Below are 20,761 nucleotides of genomic sequence, written 5' to 3'. Positions count from 1 at the left end.
TGAACGTATTTACTTTTTGCATTAGAACCGGTAGACTAGCCGTATAAATACGAGGAGGAATACTGATGGAAAATGAAGCTAAACTGTGGGAGCCGGAAGCTGCATCTGAGATTTATGAACGGATCATGACTGCTTTAGAACAAGTGATTGATCCAGAGTTAGGAATCGATATCGTTAATTTAGGTCTTGTTTACCATGCTTATTTATATGAAACGGGATTGTGTGTAGTAGAAATGACGCTTACTACCATGGGATGTCCGCTTGTCGATGTGATCACAGATGACATTATCACAGCTATGAAAGATATTCCTGAAGTGACTGCCACAGAAGTTAAATTGGTTTGGTATCCTGTTTGGGACCCTTCAAAAATGAGCCGTTATGCTCGGATTGCTTTAGGCATCCGTTAATTGCATAGAATTTTAAGGACTGTTTTTCATTCATTTTATGAATAAGAAACAGTCTTTTAATTTACAAAGAAATAGGTCACTTGCTCTTTTAAGTGCTTAAGTAGAAGAGGAGACATTTTTAAGGCATCATAATTGACACACGTTTTCCTCCTCTTTATAGTAAGAGTTGGGATAGAGAAAAAAAGCTCACTGCATCTACTTTTTTTGATAGAATAACTGAACAGGCAGGTTTTCAAAGCGAGAACATTTGTTTGATTAATTCTGACCAAAGGAATATAATAAAGATAAAGAAGTGAACAAAAAGGAGGAGCAGAATTTGGATAGTGAAAAATTAACCACCACAATGCAGCAGGCGTTGGCTGAAGCTCAACAAATTGCGATAGTAAGACAACACCAAGAAATAGACATTGTGCATTTGTGGAAAGTATTTATGGCGCCAGATAGTTTTGCCCACAATTTTTATCAAACGGTTGGTCTGGATACAGCAGAATTTGAACATAAAATTGATGAAGAGTTAGATAAGTTACCTGTTATTGAAGGTAGTTCAGTCAATTACGGCCAAGCAATGAGTCAAAATTTATTCCGCTTATTGTCGGAAGCAGACAAATTGCGCGAATCCTTTCAAGATGACTATTTGGCTACAGAAATTGTCCTATTGGCTTTAATGAAATTAAAAAATTATGTTTTAACAACGTATCTTTTATCAAACGGGATAAACGAAATGCAACTTAAAACAGCCATTGAAGAAATGAGAGGCGGCGATCGTGTGACTTCGCAAAATCAAGAAGAAAGTTACCAAGCACTGGAAAAGTATGGGATTGATCTTGTTCAAGCGGTTAAAAGCGGCAAACAAGACCCGGTTATTGGGCGTGATGAAGAAATTCGCAACGTTATTCGGATTTTGTCGCGCAAAACGAAGAACAACCCCATTTTAATCGGTGAACCAGGTGTAGGGAAAACAGCCATTGTTGAAGGATTGGCTCAACGAATTGTCCGTAAAGACGTTCCTGAAAATTTAAAAGACAAAACGATTTTTTCATTAGATATGGGCGCTTTGATTGCAGGAGCGAAATTCCGCGGAGAATTTGAAGAGCGCTTAAAAGCAGTTTTAAAAGAAGTGAAAAAAAGTGACGGCAGGATCATTTTATTTATTGATGAAATTCATAATATCGTAGGAGCCGGAAAAACGGAAGGCAGTATGGATGCAGGAAACTTATTGAAACCTATGCTGGCTCGTGGAGAATTACATTGTATCGGGGCAACTACTTTAGATGAATACCGGTTATATATGGAAAAAGATAAGGCTTTAGAGCGTCGTTTTCAAAGAGTACAAGTTGATGAACCGACTGTTGAAGATACCATCAGTATTTTACGGGGATTAAAAGAACGCTTTGAAATTCACCATAGTGTTAACATCCATGATAATGCTTTAGTGGCAGCAGCAACTCTTTCTGATCGTTATATTACAGATCGGTACTTGCCAGATAAAGCGATTGATTTAGTAGATGAAGCTTGCGCGACAATTCGAGTTGAAATGAATTCAATGCCAACAGAATTGGACCAAGTAACGCGCCGATTAATGCAGTTGGAAATTGAAGAAGCAGCTTTGAAAAAAGAAAAAGATGAAGCTAGTAAGCGGAGATTAGAGAATCTGCGGGAAGAATTAGCTGATTTACGTGAAGAAGCTAATTTATTGAAAATGAAATGGGAGACTGAAAAAGAAGAAGTTTCCAAATTGCGTGACAAGCGAGCTGAAATCGAACAAACACGTCGTGAATTAGAAGATGCTGAAAGCAATTATGATTTGGAAAAAGCTGCTGTATTACGGCACGGAAAAATACCGGCTTTAGAAAAAGAATTAAAAGCATTAGAAGCAGAGAATTCGGAAGAAAAACAACAGACCCCTCGATTGGTTCAAGAGTCTGTTACTGAAAATGAAATTGCCTCAGTGGTAGGCCGGATGACCGGTATCCCAGTGACACGATTGGTTAAAGGCGAACGAGAAAAACTGTTGCACCTAGCAGATACCTTACACGAACGCGTTATCGGACAAGACGAGGCAGTAGACAGCGTAACAGATGCGGTTATTCGCGCACGGGCTGGCTTGCAAGATCCAAACCGGCCGCTGGGTTCATTCTTATTTTTAGGTCCGACTGGTGTAGGGAAAACGGAATTGGCTAAAGCGTTGGCTGAAAATCTATTTGATTCTCAAGAACGCATGGTTCGTATCGATATGAGCGAATATATGGAAAAACATTCTGTTTCTCGCTTGGTAGGAGCTCCTCCAGGTTATGTAGGTTACGAAGAAGGCGGACAACTAACTGAAGCGATCCGTCGTAATCCCTACAGTATTGTGTTGCTGGATGAGATTGAAAAAGCTCATCCGGATGTTTTTAATATTTTGTTACAAGTGTTAGATGACGGACGTTTGACTGATGGAAAAGGACGAATAGTAGATTTTAAAAATACTGTTCTCATTATGACCAGTAATTTAGGTTCATCTCTATTATTAGAAGGAACGGATCAAACCGGCCATATTGAAGAATCGGTTAAAGAACAAGTCATGTCCTTACTCACTACTCATTTTAAACCAGAATTTTTAAACCGTATTGACGATACCGTCTTGTTTGCTCCGCTTAGTCTTGAAGTTGTGAAAAAGATTATCTTAAAATTAACACATGATTTGGCTGAGCGATTAGCAGATCAAGAAATTGAGCTGACTATTTCAGAAGAAGCCCAAACTTGGATAGCACAAAACGCATATGATCCAATGTATGGTGCTCGGCCATTAAAACGTTATTTAACTAAAGCTATTGAAACACCACTTGCAAGAGAAATCATTGCTGGAAAAATATTGCCAAACACAAAAGTTACCATTGCCTTGAAACAAGAAGAGCTGGCCTTTGATTACCAGCCGATAGAAGAATAAAAAAATAAAAAGCCTTCTTATAATTCAGATAAGAAGGCTTTTTATTTTTTATTCATTTGTAGTATTTGCGTGGACAGTTTTTGGAAGAACTTGTCCGATCAACAGAACAACAACTGCTGAAATCAGCCCAATAAGGGTAGCAGTCATAAAGTCATAGGTACTACCTGTTAATGAACTGCCAATGTAATTAATGGCTTGTCCTATACAAAAACCCCAAAACAAAGTTACAAAATATTTCATTAGTTCAACACCTCTCCTCGTACAAGTTAATTTTATCACGTTTAATCAGATTGTAAAGCAAGAACGTTGAACTACTCCCACTTACGCAGTCGCTTAGAAGTGGGAGATTCTTGGGAACAAAGTAGACTTAACAGCGGATGTCTTTACTGTCAGAGGTTGCTTTTATGGACCAAGCTATCCCCGCAGTACCTGCGGTTTTGTTTTTTATACAAGTTGTAAGGATCTCAATCCCTCTTGCAGAATAGTGATACTCGCATTGATATCTCGGTCATGAAGTATCCCACATTCCGGGCAGATCCATGCTCGTATGTTCAAGGGTTTCTTTCCGTCCCGATGGCCACATGCGGAACAGATCTGACTGGAAGGGAACCACCGACTGACTTTAATGACTTTCTTTCCATACCAATCTGCTTTGTAGGTCAATTTTTGTACAAAAGCCGACCACGACACATCGGAAATACTTTTGGCGAGTTTATGGTTCCTTTTCATGCCTTGCACATTCAGGTCTTCGATACAGATGATATCGTGGTTTTTGATGATCTCTGTACTGAGCTTGTTTAAGAAGTCTTCTCGTTGATTGGCAACTTTCTCATGGAGTTTTGCTGTTTTTTGTTTCTGTTTCTGATAGTTTTTGGCTTCCCACAACTCTTTCCCGTCTTTTTTCGCTTGTTCGTATTTTCGGGAGAGTTTCCGTTGTTCCCGCTTCAATTTCTTATCCATCTGAGCAGTAAACCGTTGGTTGTCTCTCTTTTTTCCGGTGGACAAAATGGCAAAATCTGTTATTCCCAGATCAATGCCTACGGCAGAACCCGTCTTGTGAAAGGGATGAATGTCCACTTCGCACAAAAGCGAGACAAAACACTTTCCAGAAGGATTTTTCCGAATAGCAGCTCTCACTATTCTGCCAGCAACTTCTCTGCTTTTCGCAAAACGAATCCATCCTATCTTAGGGAGTTTCAATTGGTTTCCTGAAATAGCGATGTTTCCATTCGTTTGTTTAGTGGTATAAGATTGGACAAGGTTCTTTTTACTTTTGAATCGCGGGTACTTGGTTTGTTTCTTGAAGAAACGCTCGAAGCCATCCGCCAGATGTTCAAGAGAAGACTGAAGCGCAATACTGTCAACTTCTTTCAACCAAAGAGTTTCAGTTTCTTTTTTGAGCCGTGTGAGGAGGGAGGAACACGTACTGTACGATAATCCTTTGCCTGTTTCTTGGTAGGTTTCAGTCCACTGGTGTAAGAAATGATTGAAGACAAAACGAGCACAACCGATCGTCTGGTTGATGGACTGTTGTTGTTTCTTGTTTGGGTAAATCCGGTAGCGATAAGTTTTGTACTTGAACATCTGTTCCCCCTCCTTGTGCTGTTAGTATACTCTAAAAAGAGTCCCGCTTCAATAGTAACGCTTACATTTTCGGGTTTATTTTTTATGCCTGAATGGGAACAAAAAACGATACAACTTGTTGAACAACGTTCAAACGACATTCATCTCCCCCTTAGAGAAGAGGGAGTCTTCTGTCAGGAATTGATAAAAAGAGGACTGAAACAGTTTGCGAATTACTAAGGGATAAGGTTATAATAAAAGAGATGGAATCAGAATGGAGTGACCAAAATGTCTTTTGTACATTTGCAAGTCATTAGTGCCTACAGTTTATTAAAAAGCACAATATCAATTGAACAACTAGTAATAACAGCTAAAGAACGCGGTTATACGGCCATAGCATTGACCGATCATAATGTTATGTACGGTGCTGTAGATTTTTATAAAGCGTGTAAAAAACACGGCATCAAACCAATCATTGGAATGGTTTTAGCGTTTGAAGGGGCAATAGATAAGCAGCAGGATTATTCGCTTGTGTTACTGGCTAAGAATAAAGCAGGATATAAGAATCTAATGAGACTATCTAGTGAAAAAATGCTGGAGAAAACGAACAAATTAAACATTGAACAGATAAAAAAATACAGCAAAGACCTAATAGCTGTCACACCAGGAATGGATGGCGAAGTGGAATCACTTCTGTTAAAAGAAGAAATGGATCAAGCTCAAGCAGCAGCAGCAGCTTACCGATCTGTTTTTGAAAAAGAACATTTTTTCTTTGGCATACAATTGCAGCCAGAGTTAGTACCTATTCAAGAAAACGTGATAAGTTTAGCTAAACAACTGCAAATCCCAACTGCGGCTTTAGGAGATATCCGCTATTTAGATCCAGCAGACGATTTTAGCACCAAGGTCTTAAGAGCAATTGATTCTGGTGAAAATATTTCGTTAACCTCATCTCCAACTATGGAAGGGCCTTACAGCTTACCTAACAGCGAACAAGTAGCAGCTCAATTTAAAGCAGCTGGTTTGCAGAAAGCTGTTGAACAGACTGTGGAAATCGCAGAAATGACACATATCGATATTGAATTGCACCAGCAGCTCTTGCCTAAGTACCCATTACCCGCTCAAACGGACACAAAACGGTACTTAGAAGAACGTTGCTTTGAAGGTTTGGAGCAAAGAAAACCCAACTCTGCTCAAGAATACCAGGACCGGCTTAACTATGAATTAAGCATTATTCATAAAATGGGGTTTGAAGATTATTTTCTGATTGTCTGGGACTTAATGGCCTATGCTCACCAAATAAACATTGTCACAGGTGCCGGCAGAGGATCTGCAGCCGGTTCTTTAGTCGCCTATGTTTTGGGTATCACAGACGTAGACCCAATAGAGTATGACTTGTTATTTGAGCGGTTTTTAAATGAAGAGCGCTATACGATGCCGGACATAGACTTGGATTTTCCAGATAACCGGCGTGAAGAAATGCTGCAATATGTAAAAACAAAATACGGCCAAGAACACGTCGCCCAAATTGCTACTTTTGGAACATTAGCAGCAAAAATGGCTTTGCGTGATGTGGCTCGTGTATTTGAACTGAGCCAAGCCGAAGCCGGTACTTGGTCGAATGCGATTCCAAAAATAGCCGGTATCACATTGCAATCGGCTTACCAACAATCGAAAGAATTAAGAGAATTAGTACAAAAGAGTGAAAAAAACCAACTGCTGTTTGAAACTGCAAAAAAAATTGAAGGATTACCCAGACATGTTTCTACTCATGCAGCTGGAGTCGTGATCAGCGACCAGCCTTTAAGTCAGTATCTTCCATTGCAACAAGGCAGCGGATCTATTTATTTAACGCAATATGCAATGGGGAACGTAGAAGAAATCGGGTTATTAAAAATCGATTTTTTAGGGTTGAAAAACTTATCGATCATTGACCATACACTAAAGCTCATCAAACGTGAAAAAAAAATAGAACTCGATTTGCTGTCTATCCCTATGGATGATCCAGCAACATTGGAAATTTTCTCAAAAGCAGAGACTATCGGGATATTTCAATTTGAGTCGGCAGGCATAAAAAATGTGCTGCGTAAGTTAGGTCCTACTTCAATAGAAGATGTTGCAGCCGTCAATGCCTTGTATCGGCCCGGTCCGATGGAACAAATTGATTTGTTTATCCAGCGGAAAAAAGGAGAAGTTCCGATTCTCTACCCAGATGAAAGTTTAAAAGGTATCTTAGGAGTCACGTATGGAGTAATGGTTTATCAAGAACAAGTCATGCAAGTCGCTTCTAAAATGGGAGGATATACTTTAGGACAAGCCGATATTTTACGCCGAGCGATTGGGAAAAAACAAAAGGATGTTATTGATAAAGAACGGGTCCATTTTATTAATGGAGCAAAAGAGCTCGGTTACCAAGAAGACACAGCTGCACAGGTTTATGATTATATTGAACATTTTGCAAATTATGGTTTTAATCGGTCACATGCAGTAGCGTATGCGTTTATTGCTTATCAAATGGCTTATTTAAAAGCTCATTATCCTGAACCCTTTTTTGTTGCCTTGTTAAATTCAGTTTCAAATAATCCGGCTAAATTAAAAGAACTTGTATTGGAGATTAAAAAGCGTAAAATCAGTTTTTCTCCTCCTGATATTAATAAAAGTTTTTTTGCTTTTTCATTGAACGGAAATCAAATTCAATTTGGTCTGGGAACCATTAAGGGAATAAGAAGAGAAATGATTATGGAAATTATCCAGATACGAAAAGAATCGGGAAAATTTCGTGATTTAGTTGATTTTCTTCGTCGTCTAGAAACGAAATGGCTGAAAACAGATCATATTAAACCGTTGATTTATGCTGGTGCATTTGATTCCTTAGGCTTTTCAAGAGGAACATTGATTGCTTCATTGGAAGGAATTCTATCGAGCCTTAAATTAAGCGGAAATAATATTGGCTTATTTGATATTCTAAAACCTAAATATGAGATGGCTGAAGACTTAAGTTTGGAAGAAAAGCTGGAAACGGAAGAATTTTACTTAGGAATGTATTTATCAGGGCATCCTACTGAGCAATATGAAGCAATCAGTTCGGTAAAAGAGACGGTGTTCATTCAAGATTTACACGTTGGTGAATATGGAAAAATAATTGGTCTCGTGAAATCTGTCCGGCGTATTCGAACTAAAAAAGGAGAACCGATGGCCTTTGTAACCCTAAATGATTCTTCTGGAGATTGCTCCTTGACACTTTTCCCGGTCAAGTATCGGCAATATAGTCGTTTACTTGAAAAAGGAGAAATTCTTTACGTAGAAGGGAAAGTAGAAAACAATCGCGATCAAATGAAACAGGTGTTAGTGGACCAAATGGAGGATGTAAAAGTCTTGCATCAAACGCTTAATTCTGATAAATGTTTTATTCGCATACCCGCTGACAAAAGTGATGCTCAAACCTTGCAAGAACTGAAAGAGGTCTTAAAAACGTATGTGGGAAACATTCCGGTTATTTTATTTTACGCATCTACTAATAAAAAAATGGTTTTGAACCAAAGTGAATGGGTCGATGGAACAGAGAAATTACAAAAGGCTTTAGAAGAAATCATCGGTTCAGGAAATATAGTATTTCAAAAAAAAGAATAAAAACAATTTTTTAGAGGTTTTTATCATTTTACTAGGACAATTCCAACTAAAAATGGTAAAATCATTTTGTGGGCTTAATAATTGAATGAGTTTTTTATGGATTTATTCAATAAACACTGGAAAACATGTAAAAATTTTTTTCAAGGTTTATCTTGAAAATCATTTTTATACTAAATACACTGATGAGGTGGGTTATTAATATGAAACGTATCGCTGTTTTAACAAGTGGAGGGGACGCTCCTGGAATGAACGCCGCTGTCCGCGCAGTTGTCCGTAAAGGTCTCTATGAAGGGATGGAAGTTTACGGAATTAATTATGGGTATGCTGGTTTAGTAGCAGGAGACATTCGTAAGTTAACACGAAGAGATGTAGGGGATAAGATTTCACATGGAGGTACATTCCTTTACTCAGCTCGTTACCCAGAATTTGCAACAGAAGAAGGACAATTAAAAGGAATCGAGCAATTAGAAAAATTTGGAATTGAAGGCCTAGTCGTTATTGGCGGAGATGGTTCATACCGCGGCGGATTGGCTCTAACCAAACATGGATTTCCAGCTATCGGATTGCCGGGAACTATTGACAACGATATTCCAGGAACTGACTTTTGTATCGGTTTTGATACAGCCATTAATACAGTTTTAGATTCTGTTGATAAAATTAGAGATACTGCAACAAGTCACGTTCGTACTTTTATTATTGAAGTAATGGGACGTAATGCAGGAGATATCGCTTTGTGGGCAGGTGTTGCTGGCGGAGCAGAGCAAATTATTATTCCAGAAAAAGAATTTAATATGGAAGAAGTCGCTAATACCATCCAAAAAGGCCGTGAACGTGGTAAAAAACACAGTATCATTATACTGGCTGAAGGTGTAATGAAGGGCAATGATTTTGCTGACAGATTAGCAGAATACGGTGACCATCATGCTCGTGTAACTGTTTTAGGACATGTTCAACGTGGAGGTTCTCCAACTGCACGCGACCGTGTTCTTGCAAGTATCTTTGGTGCTAAAGCTGTTGATTTATTGAAAGAAGGCAAAGGCGGCTTAGTATTGGGTATGATCGGCAATGATATTGTTGAGAATAAGTTTGAAGATATTCTACAAGGTCAAAAACATATGCCTGATGTTTCTCTTTATAAATTGAACCAAGAAATTTCTTATTAATAAATGTAGATAATATCTAAAAAAACGATTATTGGGAGAGATTACAGAATGAAAAAGACAAAAATAGTATGTACGATTGGACCAGCTAGTGAATCCGTTGAATTTTTAGTAGAAATGATTGAAGCTGGAATGAACGTTGCACGGTTAAATTTTTCACATGGCGATTTCGAAGAACATGGTGCGCGTATTAAAAATATTCGCGAAGCTTCTAATATTACCGGAAAAATGGTAGCTATTTTATTAGATACTAAAGGACCGGAAATTCGGACACATAACATGAAAGACGGCCGTGTAGAATTCGCTACTGGTGATGTTGTTCGTATAGCGATGAACGAAGTTGAAGGAACAAAAGAAAAATTCTCCATTACGTATGCTGATTTAATCAACGATGTACATCCTGGTTCTCATGTCCTTTTGGATGATGGTTTGATCGACTTAGAAATTACGGATATTGATCATGACAACAATGAATTAGTATCTGTAGTTAAAAATGCTGGAGTATTAAAAAATAAAAAAGGAGTTAACGTCCCAGGGGTATCCGTTAACTTGCCAGGAATCACTGACAAAGATGCTGCTGACATTCGTTTTGGTCTGAAAAATGATATTGATTATATTGCAGCAAGTTTCGTACGTCGTGCTAGTGACGTATTAGAAATCACTGAAATTCTTGAAGAAGAAGATATGACACATGTTCAAATCATTCCTAAGATTGAAAACCAAGAAGGCGTTGATAACATTGACGAAATCTTAAAAGTTTCAGATGGTTTAATGGTTGCACGTGGAGACCTAGGAGTTGAAATTCCTACAGAAGAAGTTCCTATCGTTCAAAAAGCGCTTATCCAAAAATGTAACCAAGTAGGTAAACCTGTTATTACAGCTACACAAATGTTAGACTCAATGCAAGAAAACCCGCGTCCGACTCGTGCAGAAGCAAATGACGTTGCAAATGCTATCTTTGACGGCAGTGATGCAGTTATGCTTTCAGGTGAAACAGCTGCAGGTAAATATCCAATTGAAGCTGTTCAAACTATGTCACGCATTGCAGTTCGAACAGAAGAAGCATTGGTCAATCAAGATGCATTTGCTTTGAAAGCATATAGCCAAACAGACATGACTGAAGCGATTGGACAATCAGTTGGCCACACAGCACGTAATTTGGATATCCATACTATCGTTGCAGCTACAGAATCTGGCCATACAGCTCGAATGATTTCTAAATACCGTCCGAAATCTAGCATTGTAGCAGTGACATTCTCTGAACGTCAAATGCGCGGATTAGCTCTTTCATGGGGCGTTTACCCAACAGTTTCTAAAAAACCATCGTCTACTGATGATATGTTTAATTTAGCAACGACTATCGCTCAAGAAGGCGGCTTTGCTAAAGAAGGAGACTTGATTATCATTACAGCTGGTGTGCCGGTTGGAGAACGTGGTACAACTAACTTAATGAAGATCCAATTAATTGGTTCTAAATTAGTAAACGGCCAAGGTGTGGGTTCTGAAGCAGTTATTGGTAAAGCAGTTGTTGTATCTTCTGCCGAAGAAGCTAATGTAAAAGCTGTTGAAGGTGGAATATTAGTAGTGAAAACAACAGACAAAGAATACTTGCCAGCTATTGAAAAATCTGCAGCGATTGTTGTAGAAAATGGCGGTTTAACAAGCCATGCAGCTGTTATTGGAATTGCTATGGGAATCCCAGTGATCGTAGGAGCAGAAGACGCTACTAAACTTATTCTATCAGATGAATTGATTACAGTTGATTCTCGTCGTGGAATTGTCTATCGTGGAGCGACAACAGCTATCTAATGTAAAAATAAAAAACTTTAAAGAAAGGGCTCGTAAAAAGATGAATACGACATCTTTTTATGAGCTTTTTTAATTCCTTTTCTAGATGACATAATAAAATTATGGTAAACTAGTTAGGGACGTAAGTTAAATGAAGAACTTTTATTCATTTAGCGAGTGGATTAGAAAAAAAAGAGTAAAAAAACGTTTGACCAATATGGAGGAAAAATAAATGAACAAATCTTTAGGAAATGTTATCACAGGACTTGTGACTGATATAAATGAAAAAGCTTATTTTATTCAAAAAGACGGCGTAACTTATAAACTGCCGAAAACTGAAACAATGGATTACCAATTAGGAGACACAGTTGAAGGTTTTGCTTATGTAGCGATGAACAAAGATACCATGCTCACTCAAGAGATACCAGCCGTACGAGTTGGCGAATTTGGCTGGGCTACAGTGAGTGAAACACGTAAAGATTTAGGCGTTTTTATGGATATTGGATTGCCGGATAAAGAAGTAGTTGTTTCGTTGGATGAACTGCCGACACTTAAACACCTTTGGCCAAAAAAAGGGGATCGTTTATTGATCACTATTCAAGTCGATGAAAAAGATCGCATGTGGGGAAAACAAGCACCTGAATCTGTTTTCGAATCTTTATCTCAAAAAGGAGATGAAGGATTAAACAATAAGAACATTACAGGTACTGCTTATCGCTTGAAATTAGTTGGAACCTATATCCTTACCTCAGACAATTATTTAGGGTTTGTCCATCCATCTGAAAGAAAAGATGAACCGCGTTTGGGGGAAGTTGTTTCAGGTCGTGTAATCGGAGTCAGAAGCGACGGAATCTTGAATGTTTCACTCATGCCGCGTGCTCATGAAGCAATCAGTGATGATGCAGGAATGTTGTTGGCTATTTTGGAACGTACACCTACTGGAAGTTTCCCTTATACAGATAAAAGCGATGCAAATGAAATTAGAGAACGTTTCGGCATTAGCAAGGCTCAATTTAAACGTGCTTTAGGGAATCTGATGAAACAAAGAAAAATTGTTCAACAAGATGGCGAAACAAGATTAGTTGAAGCAACGAATGAAGACCAAAAATAAGAACCAGCTAAGGTAAAATTGAATAAAAAATAAAAAGGGCAAACGTTTTTGCTCTTTTTTATACGACTGGAAGGTATACATTTCTTTTGAGATAGGACGAACTTGTCTCGCTCATCTGAAATAAAAAATTGGTTGAAAGGAAAATTTAAAATGGAAGAAGAGTTAGCAGAATATATTCGTTTTTTGACAATTGAACGCGGTTTATCCAAAAACACAACGCAAAGTTATCAACGTGACTTAAAGCAATATACCTGCTTTTTAAAAGAACAAAAGTTGGATCAATGGAATGATATAGACCGATATACCGTATTAGCCTTTTTACAACAAATGAAAGAAGAAGAAAAATCAGCGGGTACTATTATTAGGATGGTTTCAACTCTTAGACAATTCCATCAATTTTTAAAGCAAGAAAAAAAGTCTTCGGTGGATCCAATGCTGCACATTGATACGCCTAAAAAAGCACAGACATTGCCGAAAATCTTATCGATGAAGGAAGTAGAACGGCTGATTGAAACCCCAAATACGAGTGAAACGTTAGGGATTAGAGACAGAGCGATCCTTGAAACCATGTATGCAACAGGCTTACGTGTTTCAGAATTGACCGAGTTGAAATTAGATGATTTGCATCTTTCGCTTGGTTTGATCCAAACTATTGGAAAAGGCGATAAAGAACGCATTATACCATTAGGAGATTTAGCCATTAAATGGATTGAAACTTATTTGCAGCATAGTCGAAACCGACTAGAACGACCTAATAATCGTTCGTCATATGTCTTTTTAAATCACCATGGACAAAAATTGACTAGACAAGGAATATGGAAAAATCTAAAAGCTATGGTTCAAAAAGCAGGCATTGAAAAAGAAGTGACTCCACATACTTTACGTCATTCTTTTGCCACGCATTTATTAGAAAATGGAGCAGATTTACGGACAGTTCAAGAATTGTTGGGACATTCTGATATATCAACTACACAAATCTATACGCATATCACAACGCACCGGATGTCATCTGTTTATAAAACATACCATCCACGTGCTTGAAGCACTCAGTTTAGACGAACGATGTGTAGCGGCAAACTTGAAAAGAAACAAGTTCTTTTAGTTTTCTCTCGCATTCTTCAAGTTTATTGATTATAATAAAAGGCGTAGATATTCAAGAATAAGGGGGATAAACATCGTGTCTTATAAAAGAATACATTTAATCGTCATGGACTCTGTCGGAATAGGTGAAGCTCCTGATGCTGAAAAATTTAATGATGTGGGCAGCGACACATTAGGTCATATCGCTCAAGAAGTAGGATTAACTATTCCGCATCTAGAAGAATTAGGACTAGGAAACATTCGTCCGCTAAAAGGAGTCCGCAGTGTAACAGACAGTGTCGGATACTATACGAAGTTGGAAGAAGTATCGGTTGGTAAAGATACCATGACAGGACATTGGGAAATCATGGGTTTAAATATCCAAACACCATTCCGCGTTTTCCCTAATGGATTTCCAGAAGAATTATTGCAAAAAATCGAGGACTTTTCAGGGCGTAAAATCGTAGCGAACAAACCTGCCAGCGGAACGGCAATCATTGACGAATACGGTGAACACCAAATGAAGACAGGAGATCTGATTATTTATACTTCTGCTGACCCTGTTTTACAGATTGCAGCACACGAAGAAATTATTCCATTAGAAGAACTATATAAAATTTGTCAGTATGTTCGGGATATAACGAAAGAAGACCCCTATATGATTGGACGTATCATTGCTCGCCCGTTTGTAGGAGAACCAGGAAACTTTAAGCGAACAAGCGGACGTCATGATTATGCATTAAATCCATTTGGAAAAACAGTGTTAAACTATTTGAGTGAAGCAGGAAAAGATGTTATTGCTATTGGTAAAATCAATGATATCTATAACGGCGAAGGAGTAACAGAAGCTGTTAGAACGACGAGTAATATGGATGGAGTCGACCAATTGTTGAAAGTGATGACCCAAGATTTTGAAGGGTTAAGTTTCTTAAACTTAGTTGATTTCGATGCTTTATTCGGCCATCGCCGTGATGTAGCAGGATATGGTAAAGCCATTGAAGAATTTGATATGCGGTTGGAAGAAATTGTCGGACAGTTAAGAGAAGACGATTTATTGCTGATTACTGCAGATCACGGAAATGACCCAATCGCTCCGGGGACGGACCATACTCGAGAATATGTTCCGCTATTGGCTTACTCTCCATCAATGAAAGAACGGGGAGAATTACCTCAAGGACATTTTGCTGACATTGGCACAACGATTGCTGATAATTTTGGCGTGGAGAGCACCGGATTCGGCGAAAGCTTTTTAAAGCATTTAGTGTAAGAGAGAATAGGAAAAAAGGAGTGTCATCATGACAGCAACTTTACGAGAAAAAATTCAACAAGCAGCTTTATTTATTAAAGAACAAGGGATTCAAACACTTGAATTTGGTTTGATTCTTGGCTCAGGTTTAGGCGAATTAGCCGATGAGATTGAGAATCCCATTATCATTTCATATGGAGATATTCCGCATTTTCCTGTATCGACTGTTACCGGACATGCCGGACAATTGGTTTATGGCAAATTAAGCGGTAAATATGTTTTAGCGATGCAAGGCCGATTCCATTATTATGAAGGGTATTCTTTACAAGAAGTTACTTTTCCAATCAGAGTAATGAAAGAGTTAGGAGTACATTCACTGATCGTCACTAATGCGGCAGGCGGTATCAATACACAATTTACTCAGGGAGAATTGATGATGATCACCGATCAAATCAATTATACAGGTGCAAATCCTCTAATGGGCCCTAACGATGAGTCGTTAGGGGTACGTTTCACGGACATGAGCGAACCTTATGACAAAGCTTATCAAGAAACTGCTAGAGAGGTCGCTGCAAAAATGGCGTTAGATTTAAAAGAAGGCGTTTATATCGGTTTTTCTGGTCCTACTTATGAAACACCAGCAGAAATAAAAATGGCTCGGTTGTTAGGAGCAGATGCAGTCGGCATGTCGACTGTTCCTGAAGTAATCGTTGCTAAACACGCTGGCTTACGAGTATTAGGCGTTTCATGTATTACCAACTTGGCAGCAGGTATGCAAGCTTCTCTTAATCATGAAGAAGTCGTTGAGACAACGGAACGTGTGAAAGTAACATTTAAATTATTTATCAAAAACATATTAGCAGCTTTGTAACCCGTGTTCTATTAACTAAATTTGCTTTTCGATTCGGTTTTATATTGAAAAGGTCAAAAGGAGCCCTCTTTTTAGGAAGCAGGGTTCTTTTTGTTGCGTTGAGAAAAAATAAATTTTGTGTTAAAGTAGGAAGAGCAAAATTCCGGGAAAAGTTGAAATGAGGACAATAAATGGATGGAAATTTATTAACAGGCACAATGAAAATAAACGAAAAAAATCACTTGGAGATTGGCGGCGTCGATTGTGTTGATTTGGCTGAAAAGTATGGCACGCCAGTCTACATTTATGATACAGCCTATATTAAAACGAAGACGCGTGCATTCAAAGCAGCTTTTGCTAAAAGAAAAGTAGCTGCCCAAGTGGCATATGCAAGTAAAGCTTTTTCCTGCTTAGCTATTTATCAATTGATGGCACAAGAAAAGATGTCTCTTGATGTAGTATCAGGAGGAGAGCTTTATACGGCCATTCAAGCAGATTATCCTAGTGAAAAAATCCATTTCCATGGCAATAATAAATCAGATGATGAACTTATTGCAGGTTTGGATTATCATGTCGGCTGTTTTGTAGTTGATAATTTTCATGAATTGTATAGGTTAGATGAATTGACTGCTGAACGTAAACAGAAAACGAACATACTGATCCGAGTGACACCTGGTGTAGAAGCACATACACATGACTATATTTCTACAGGGCAAAATGATTCGAAATTTGGTTTTGATCTAGAAAATGGACAAGCAGAAGCGGCAGTTAAACAAGCCATAAATATGCCGTTTATTGAGGTAATTGGATTACACAGTCATATTGGTTCTCAGATTTTTGAGACACAAGGGTTTAATCTAGCTATTGATAAAGTTTTAACGCAAGCAGCAAAATGGAAAAGCGCATTAAACTTTGACTTAAAAGTATTGAATGTAGGCGGTGGTTTCGGGATCCGTTATACGAGTGAAGATAAACCTTTGCCGATTGACACATACATTCATACAATTATTGATGAAGTTGAAATGTTGACAGAAAACTTGAATTTGGATATGCCGGAAATCTGGATCGAGCCTGGCAGAAGTTTAGTCGGCGATGCTGGAATCACGTTGTATCAAACCGGTTCGCAAAAGTCCATTCCTGATGTACGCAATTATTTAGCGATTGATGGAGGAATGTCAGATAATATCCGACCTGCATTGTACAATGCTAAATATACCGGCGTATTCGCTAATCGTGTGAATGATCAAATTGATGAGTTGTATTCAATTGCTGGAAAATGCTGTGAATCTGGAGATATGCTGATTTGGAATCTGCCTTTGCCTAAAGTCCAGTCTAAAGATATTTTAGCTGTTTTCAGCACAGGTGCATATGGATACGCAATGGCCAGTAACTACAATCGAATTCCTAGACCGCCTGTTGTGTTTGTTGAAGATGGATCAGAATTCTTAGCAATTGAAAGAGAAAGCTATAGAGATTTAATGAGATTAGAACGTTCGCTAATTTAAAGCATTTCTTCACGTCTTGCTTTTTGAACCTCGAAGATCTCTAGGAGGATGGAAATGTTAATCGAATACAAAAATGACTATGAAAAGATTACTATGGGACTACTTTCTTTTATACCTGACTTGAAAGATGTCTCGCGTTTACAGTCTGAATTGGAATGGTATCAGCAAGAAGAAAATCGCAAACTTTATCTATGGCGCGGAGAAGAAACGCAAGATATTATTGCAGTTGCCGGTGTAGAAATGGGCGAAGAATTGATTTTGTTGCGACACATCTCTATCAATCCGTCATTTCGCAATGAAGGCCTCAGCTACAAAATCTTTGAAGCATTGGATGAAAGTTTTCCTCAAAAAAAGGTGATCGGAACATTGGAAACAAGTCCGTTAATTGTTAAATGGGAGCACGAAAAAGCTAAAAAACAAAACCAGACTGAATCCAATGAACGAGTAGAAAATGCGGAACACCCAAAGAAAGAAGACTGAGCGATGTCGGAGATAAATGTAAAAATTGACGCTTTTGAAGGACCGCTTGATTTACTGCTTCATTTGATTCAGCATTTAGAGATCGATATTTATGATATTCCTATAGCTGAAGTCACTTCTCAATATTTAACGTATATTCAAACGATGAAAGTGTTGGAGCTGGATATTGCAGGCGATTATTTAGTTATGGCTGCAACCTTGATGGCAATAAAAAGTAAACTGCTTTTGCCGAAACAAGAACTAGTTTTAGATACGGAGCTTGAATTGATTGAAGAAGGAGAAGATCCTCGAGACGCCTTAGTTGAACAGTTATTGGAATACCAAAAGTATAAAAAAGCTGCTGCGGTCTTAAAGACAAAAGAAGAAGAACGCAGTCAGTATTATACAAAAGAACCGCAAAATTTAGACCAATTACAAAAGAATGTTCCACTTGAACCATTGAAAATCAGTACATTGGATTTAGTAGTAGCTTTTCAAAAATTAGTGACAAAGCGGCTGAATAAAGCACCTCTCCAAACTAAAGTCATGGCTGAAGAGGTGACGATCAGTGAAAAAATGGCGTTTATTTTAACTAGTGTGTCTTCATCTTCAAGCAAAACAGGAATACGATTTACCGATCTTTTTACAGAACCAACAAAGAAAGATATGGTAACAACTTTCATGGCATTGCTTGAACTAATCAAAGAACAAACCGTTTCATTTCAGCAAGCAGAAAAATACGGAGAAATCTTGATATATGCAGCAAAAGAACAAGGAGTGTGAGAGGATGAATGAAACAGCAGCTATTGAAGCCTTGCTTTTTGTTGCAGGAGATGAAGGATTATCTTTAGCAGAGATTGCTTCGATTCTATCTTGTTCGACACAAGAAGCCTATCAACTCTTAATGCAACTGCAAAAAGAATGCGATACCTCGCTGACACGAGGCTTAATGTTGTTAGAAGTTGGGGAGCAATACCAGCTGGCAACCAAAAAAGAATACGCTGACGTGATCAAGTCATATGCAGTTTCGCCATTGTCAACTAATTTATCGCAGGCTGCGTTAGAAACATTAGCGATCATTGCGTATAAACAACCATTAACTCGAATGGAAATTGATGAAATACGGGGAGTACAAACAAGCGGGGCGATCCAAAAGCTGGTGATCAGAGACTTGATCGAAGAAAAAGGTAGAGTTGATGGGCCGGGCCGGGCGATATTATATGGAACCTCCCGTTATTTCTTAGACTACTTTGGATTAAAGGAATTAGCTGATTTGCCAAAACTAACAGAAATAGAAGAACATTCTGCTGAAACTGAATCCGACTTATTTTTCGAACGATTTAGTCAACAATTTTCAGAAACAGATAATGAATAAAAAATTGATCGTTAAGGGGTAGCTGGTAAATATGGAAAGATTGCAAAAAGTAATGGCTCATGCTGGAGTAGCTTCTAGGCGAAAGTCGGAAGAACTTATTCTTAAAGGGCATGTTAAAGTAAATGGTAAAGTAGTGACAGAATTAGGAACGCAAGTAGGAAATTCAGACAAAGTAGAAGTCGACGGTATTCCAATCGACCGGGAAGAACCGGTTTACTTCTTACTGAATAAACCGAGAAATATGATTTCAGCTGTTTCTGATGATAAAGATCGGCAGGTTGTCACTGATTTATTTCCTCAAGTGGAACAACGTATTTATCCAGTTGGCCGCTTGGATTACGACACAACTGGAGCATTGATCTTAACGAATGACGGAGAGCTTTCGCAAATGCTGATGCATCCAAAATTTCATATTGATAAAACATATGTTGCAAAAGTTGAGGGATTGATTAATAACCGATCATTAAGCAAACTAGAAAAAGGGATCGTGATCGAGGGGAGAAAGACAGCGCCGGCAAAAGTTAAACTGCTTTCTGCTGATAAAATCAAAAATGTTTCCATGGTGGAATTAACGATCCATGAGGGACGGAACCAACAAGTAAAAAATATGTTTAAAGCCGTCGGACACCCTGTTCAAAAATTAAAAAGAGAAACATACGGAACTTTGAATTTGTCTGGATTACGTCCAGGAGAATGGCGTGAGCTGAAATCATTTGAAATTAATCAACTACGCAATTTAGTGGAGCAAAATAAAAAAGAAATAAACTAATATAAAAGCTGCTCCAGACTAGCGATAGCACTATTCATGTTCTTAGTCTGGGGCTAAAACTACATATAAAAAGACTTATGACTATATGCAAAAATGGAAGTTGTGTATAATTAAGATTGAACAGATTGGTAAGGGATTTAATGTTGGAGGTGCAGAAACAGTGGAAAACGAAACACTAAACTTAATGATTGTAGACGATGAAGAAAGGATTCGCCGCTTATTAAAAATGTATTTAGAGCGCGAAAACTATGTGATCACTGAAGCAGAAAATGGAGAAGCAGCATTGGAATTGGCATTGGAAAATGACTATGATTTAATCCTTTTGGATCTTATGATGCCTAAAATGGATGGCATTGAATTTGCGGAAAAATTACGCGAACACAAAGAAACGCCTATTATGATTTTGACTGCTAAAGGAGAAGAAATTAATCGGATCCAAGGATTCGAAGTAGGTGCAGATGATTATATCGTAAAACCTTTTAGCCCACGAGAAGTCGTTTTGCGCGTCTCTGCTGTCTTAAAAAGAACACATGTGGAGAAAGAGAAAGAAAAAGAAAATCCTAATTTAATTGTTACGCCTAATATTGAAATTGATAATCAATCTCATCGTGTTTTAGCAGAGGGCAAGCCGGTTAACTTAACACCGAAAGAATACGATCTTTTGTTGTATCTTATTCAATCACCCGATCAGATATTTGGACGAGAACAGCTTTTGCGTGAAGTATGGAAATACGAATTTTTTGGTGATTTAAGAACAGTTGATACCCACATTAAGCGCTTACGCGAAAAACTATCTAAACAATCTGAAGAAGCTGCAAAAATGATTGTGACTGTCTGGGGATTAGGTTATAAATTTAATTCTTATTCGGAAGAAAAAAAGTAGGCTAAT

17 protein-coding genes are annotated in these 20,761 nt (G+C 38.1%); 15 read left to right on the top strand and 2 right to left on the bottom strand.

The features are described from left to right. The first annotated feature begins 65 nt into the window (after positions 1-65). On the top strand, positions 66-407 hold the full coding sequence (locus BR87_RS02890; RefSeq protein WP_035028427.1) for a metal-sulfur cluster assembly factor: 342 nt from the start codon (positions 66-68) through the stop codon (positions 405-407). Between the two features lie 316 nt (positions 408-723). Next, positions 724-3,336, top strand: a complete 2,613-nt coding sequence (gene clpB / locus BR87_RS02885) for an ATP-dependent chaperone ClpB (protein ID WP_035028424.1) — start codon at positions 724-726, stop codon at positions 3,334-3,336. 48 nt (positions 3,337-3,384) lie between these two features. Here clpB and BR87_RS02880 read toward each other — a convergent pair whose 3' ends face one another. Together BR87_RS02880 and tnpB are read right to left on the bottom strand one after the other, a co-directional pair. Next, the gene (locus BR87_RS02880) at positions 3,385-3,576 is read right to left on the bottom strand and encodes a YjzD family protein (protein ID WP_035028421.1); all 192 of its coding nucleotides are present in this window, start codon (positions 3,574-3,576) and stop codon (positions 3,385-3,387) included. Positions 3,577-3,780: 204 nt separating this feature from the next. After that, positions 3,781-4,920, bottom strand: coding sequence for an IS200/IS605 family element RNA-guided endonuclease TnpB (gene tnpB, locus BR87_RS02875; RefSeq protein ID WP_035028418.1), 1,140 nt, complete (start codon positions 4,918-4,920; stop codon positions 3,781-3,783). 267 nt (positions 4,921-5,187) lie between these two features. Between tnpB and dnaE the strand changes: the two genes are divergently transcribed. The 13 genes from dnaE (at position 5,188) to BR87_RS02810 (ending at position 20,755) form a co-directional block, all read left to right on the top strand. Continuing rightward, on the top strand, positions 5,188-8,529 hold the full coding sequence (gene dnaE / locus BR87_RS02870; RefSeq protein WP_035028416.1) for a DNA polymerase III subunit alpha: 3,342 nt from the start codon (positions 5,188-5,190) through the stop codon (positions 8,527-8,529). A 200-nt stretch (positions 8,530-8,729) separates the two neighbouring features. Then, entirely contained in the window at positions 8,730-9,692 is a 963-nt protein-coding gene (gene pfkA / locus BR87_RS02865) for a 6-phosphofructokinase (protein WP_035028405.1), read from the top strand. A 48-nt stretch (positions 9,693-9,740) separates the two neighbouring features. Beyond that, positions 9,741-11,498 (top strand): pyruvate kinase, encoded by a 1,758-nt coding sequence (gene pyk, locus BR87_RS02860; RefSeq protein ID WP_035028402.1) that lies wholly within the window; start codon positions 9,741-9,743, stop codon positions 11,496-11,498. 211 nt (positions 11,499-11,709) lie between these two features. Continuing rightward, a complete protein-coding gene (locus BR87_RS02855) occupies positions 11,710-12,588 on the top strand; it encodes a CvfB family protein (RefSeq protein ID WP_035028400.1) in 879 nt (292 codons plus the stop codon). A 150-nt stretch (positions 12,589-12,738) separates the two neighbouring features. Next, on the top strand, positions 12,739-13,629 hold the full coding sequence (gene xerD / locus BR87_RS02850; RefSeq protein WP_035028397.1) for a site-specific tyrosine recombinase XerD: 891 nt from the start codon (positions 12,739-12,741) through the stop codon (positions 13,627-13,629). A 136-nt stretch (positions 13,630-13,765) separates the two neighbouring features. Continuing rightward, positions 13,766-14,935, top strand: coding sequence for a phosphopentomutase (deoB, locus tag BR87_RS02845; protein WP_084683554.1), 1,170 nt, complete (start codon positions 13,766-13,768; stop codon positions 14,933-14,935). A 28-nt stretch (positions 14,936-14,963) separates the two neighbouring features. Then, entirely contained in the window at positions 14,964-15,785 is an 822-nt protein-coding gene (locus BR87_RS02840; protein WP_035028394.1) for a purine-nucleoside phosphorylase, read from the top strand. 170 nt (positions 15,786-15,955) lie between these two features. Beyond that, positions 15,956-17,269: a diaminopimelate decarboxylase gene (gene lysA / locus BR87_RS02835; protein WP_035028391.1), complete on the top strand. Its 1,314-nt coding sequence runs from the start codon at positions 15,956-15,958 to the stop codon at positions 17,267-17,269. Between the two features lie 54 nt (positions 17,270-17,323). Continuing rightward, positions 17,324-17,749 carry a RibT protein gene (locus BR87_RS02830; protein WP_035028388.1) on the top strand — a complete coding sequence of 142 codons (426 nt, stop codon included), beginning with the start codon at positions 17,324-17,326 and terminating at the stop codon, positions 17,747-17,749. A 3-nt stretch (positions 17,750-17,752) separates the two neighbouring features. After that, positions 17,753-18,511 (top strand): segregation/condensation protein A, encoded by a 759-nt coding sequence (locus tag BR87_RS02825; RefSeq protein ID WP_035028386.1) that lies wholly within the window; start codon positions 17,753-17,755, stop codon positions 18,509-18,511. Between the two features lie 4 nt (positions 18,512-18,515). Continuing rightward, a complete protein-coding gene (gene scpB / locus BR87_RS02820; RefSeq protein WP_035028383.1) occupies positions 18,516-19,103 on the top strand; it encodes an SMC-Scp complex subunit ScpB in 588 nt (195 codons plus the stop codon). A gap of 31 nt (positions 19,104-19,134) precedes the next feature. Then, entirely contained in the window at positions 19,135-19,872 is a 738-nt protein-coding gene (locus tag BR87_RS02815) for a pseudouridine synthase (RefSeq protein WP_035028379.1), read from the top strand. 160 nt (positions 19,873-20,032) lie between these two features. Beyond that, positions 20,033-20,755: a response regulator transcription factor gene (locus tag BR87_RS02810; protein WP_035028376.1), complete on the top strand. Its 723-nt coding sequence runs from the start codon at positions 20,033-20,035 to the stop codon at positions 20,753-20,755. The last annotated feature ends 6 nt before the right edge of the window (positions 20,756-20,761 follow it).

The organism is Carnobacterium mobile DSM 4848 (genome assembly GCF_000744825.1).
GTDB lineage: Bacteria > Bacillota > Bacilli > Lactobacillales > Carnobacteriaceae > Carnobacterium_A > Carnobacterium_A mobile.
Note: the sequence above shows the minus strand (reverse complement) of the source record. Positions and strands in the feature narration are given on the sequence as shown.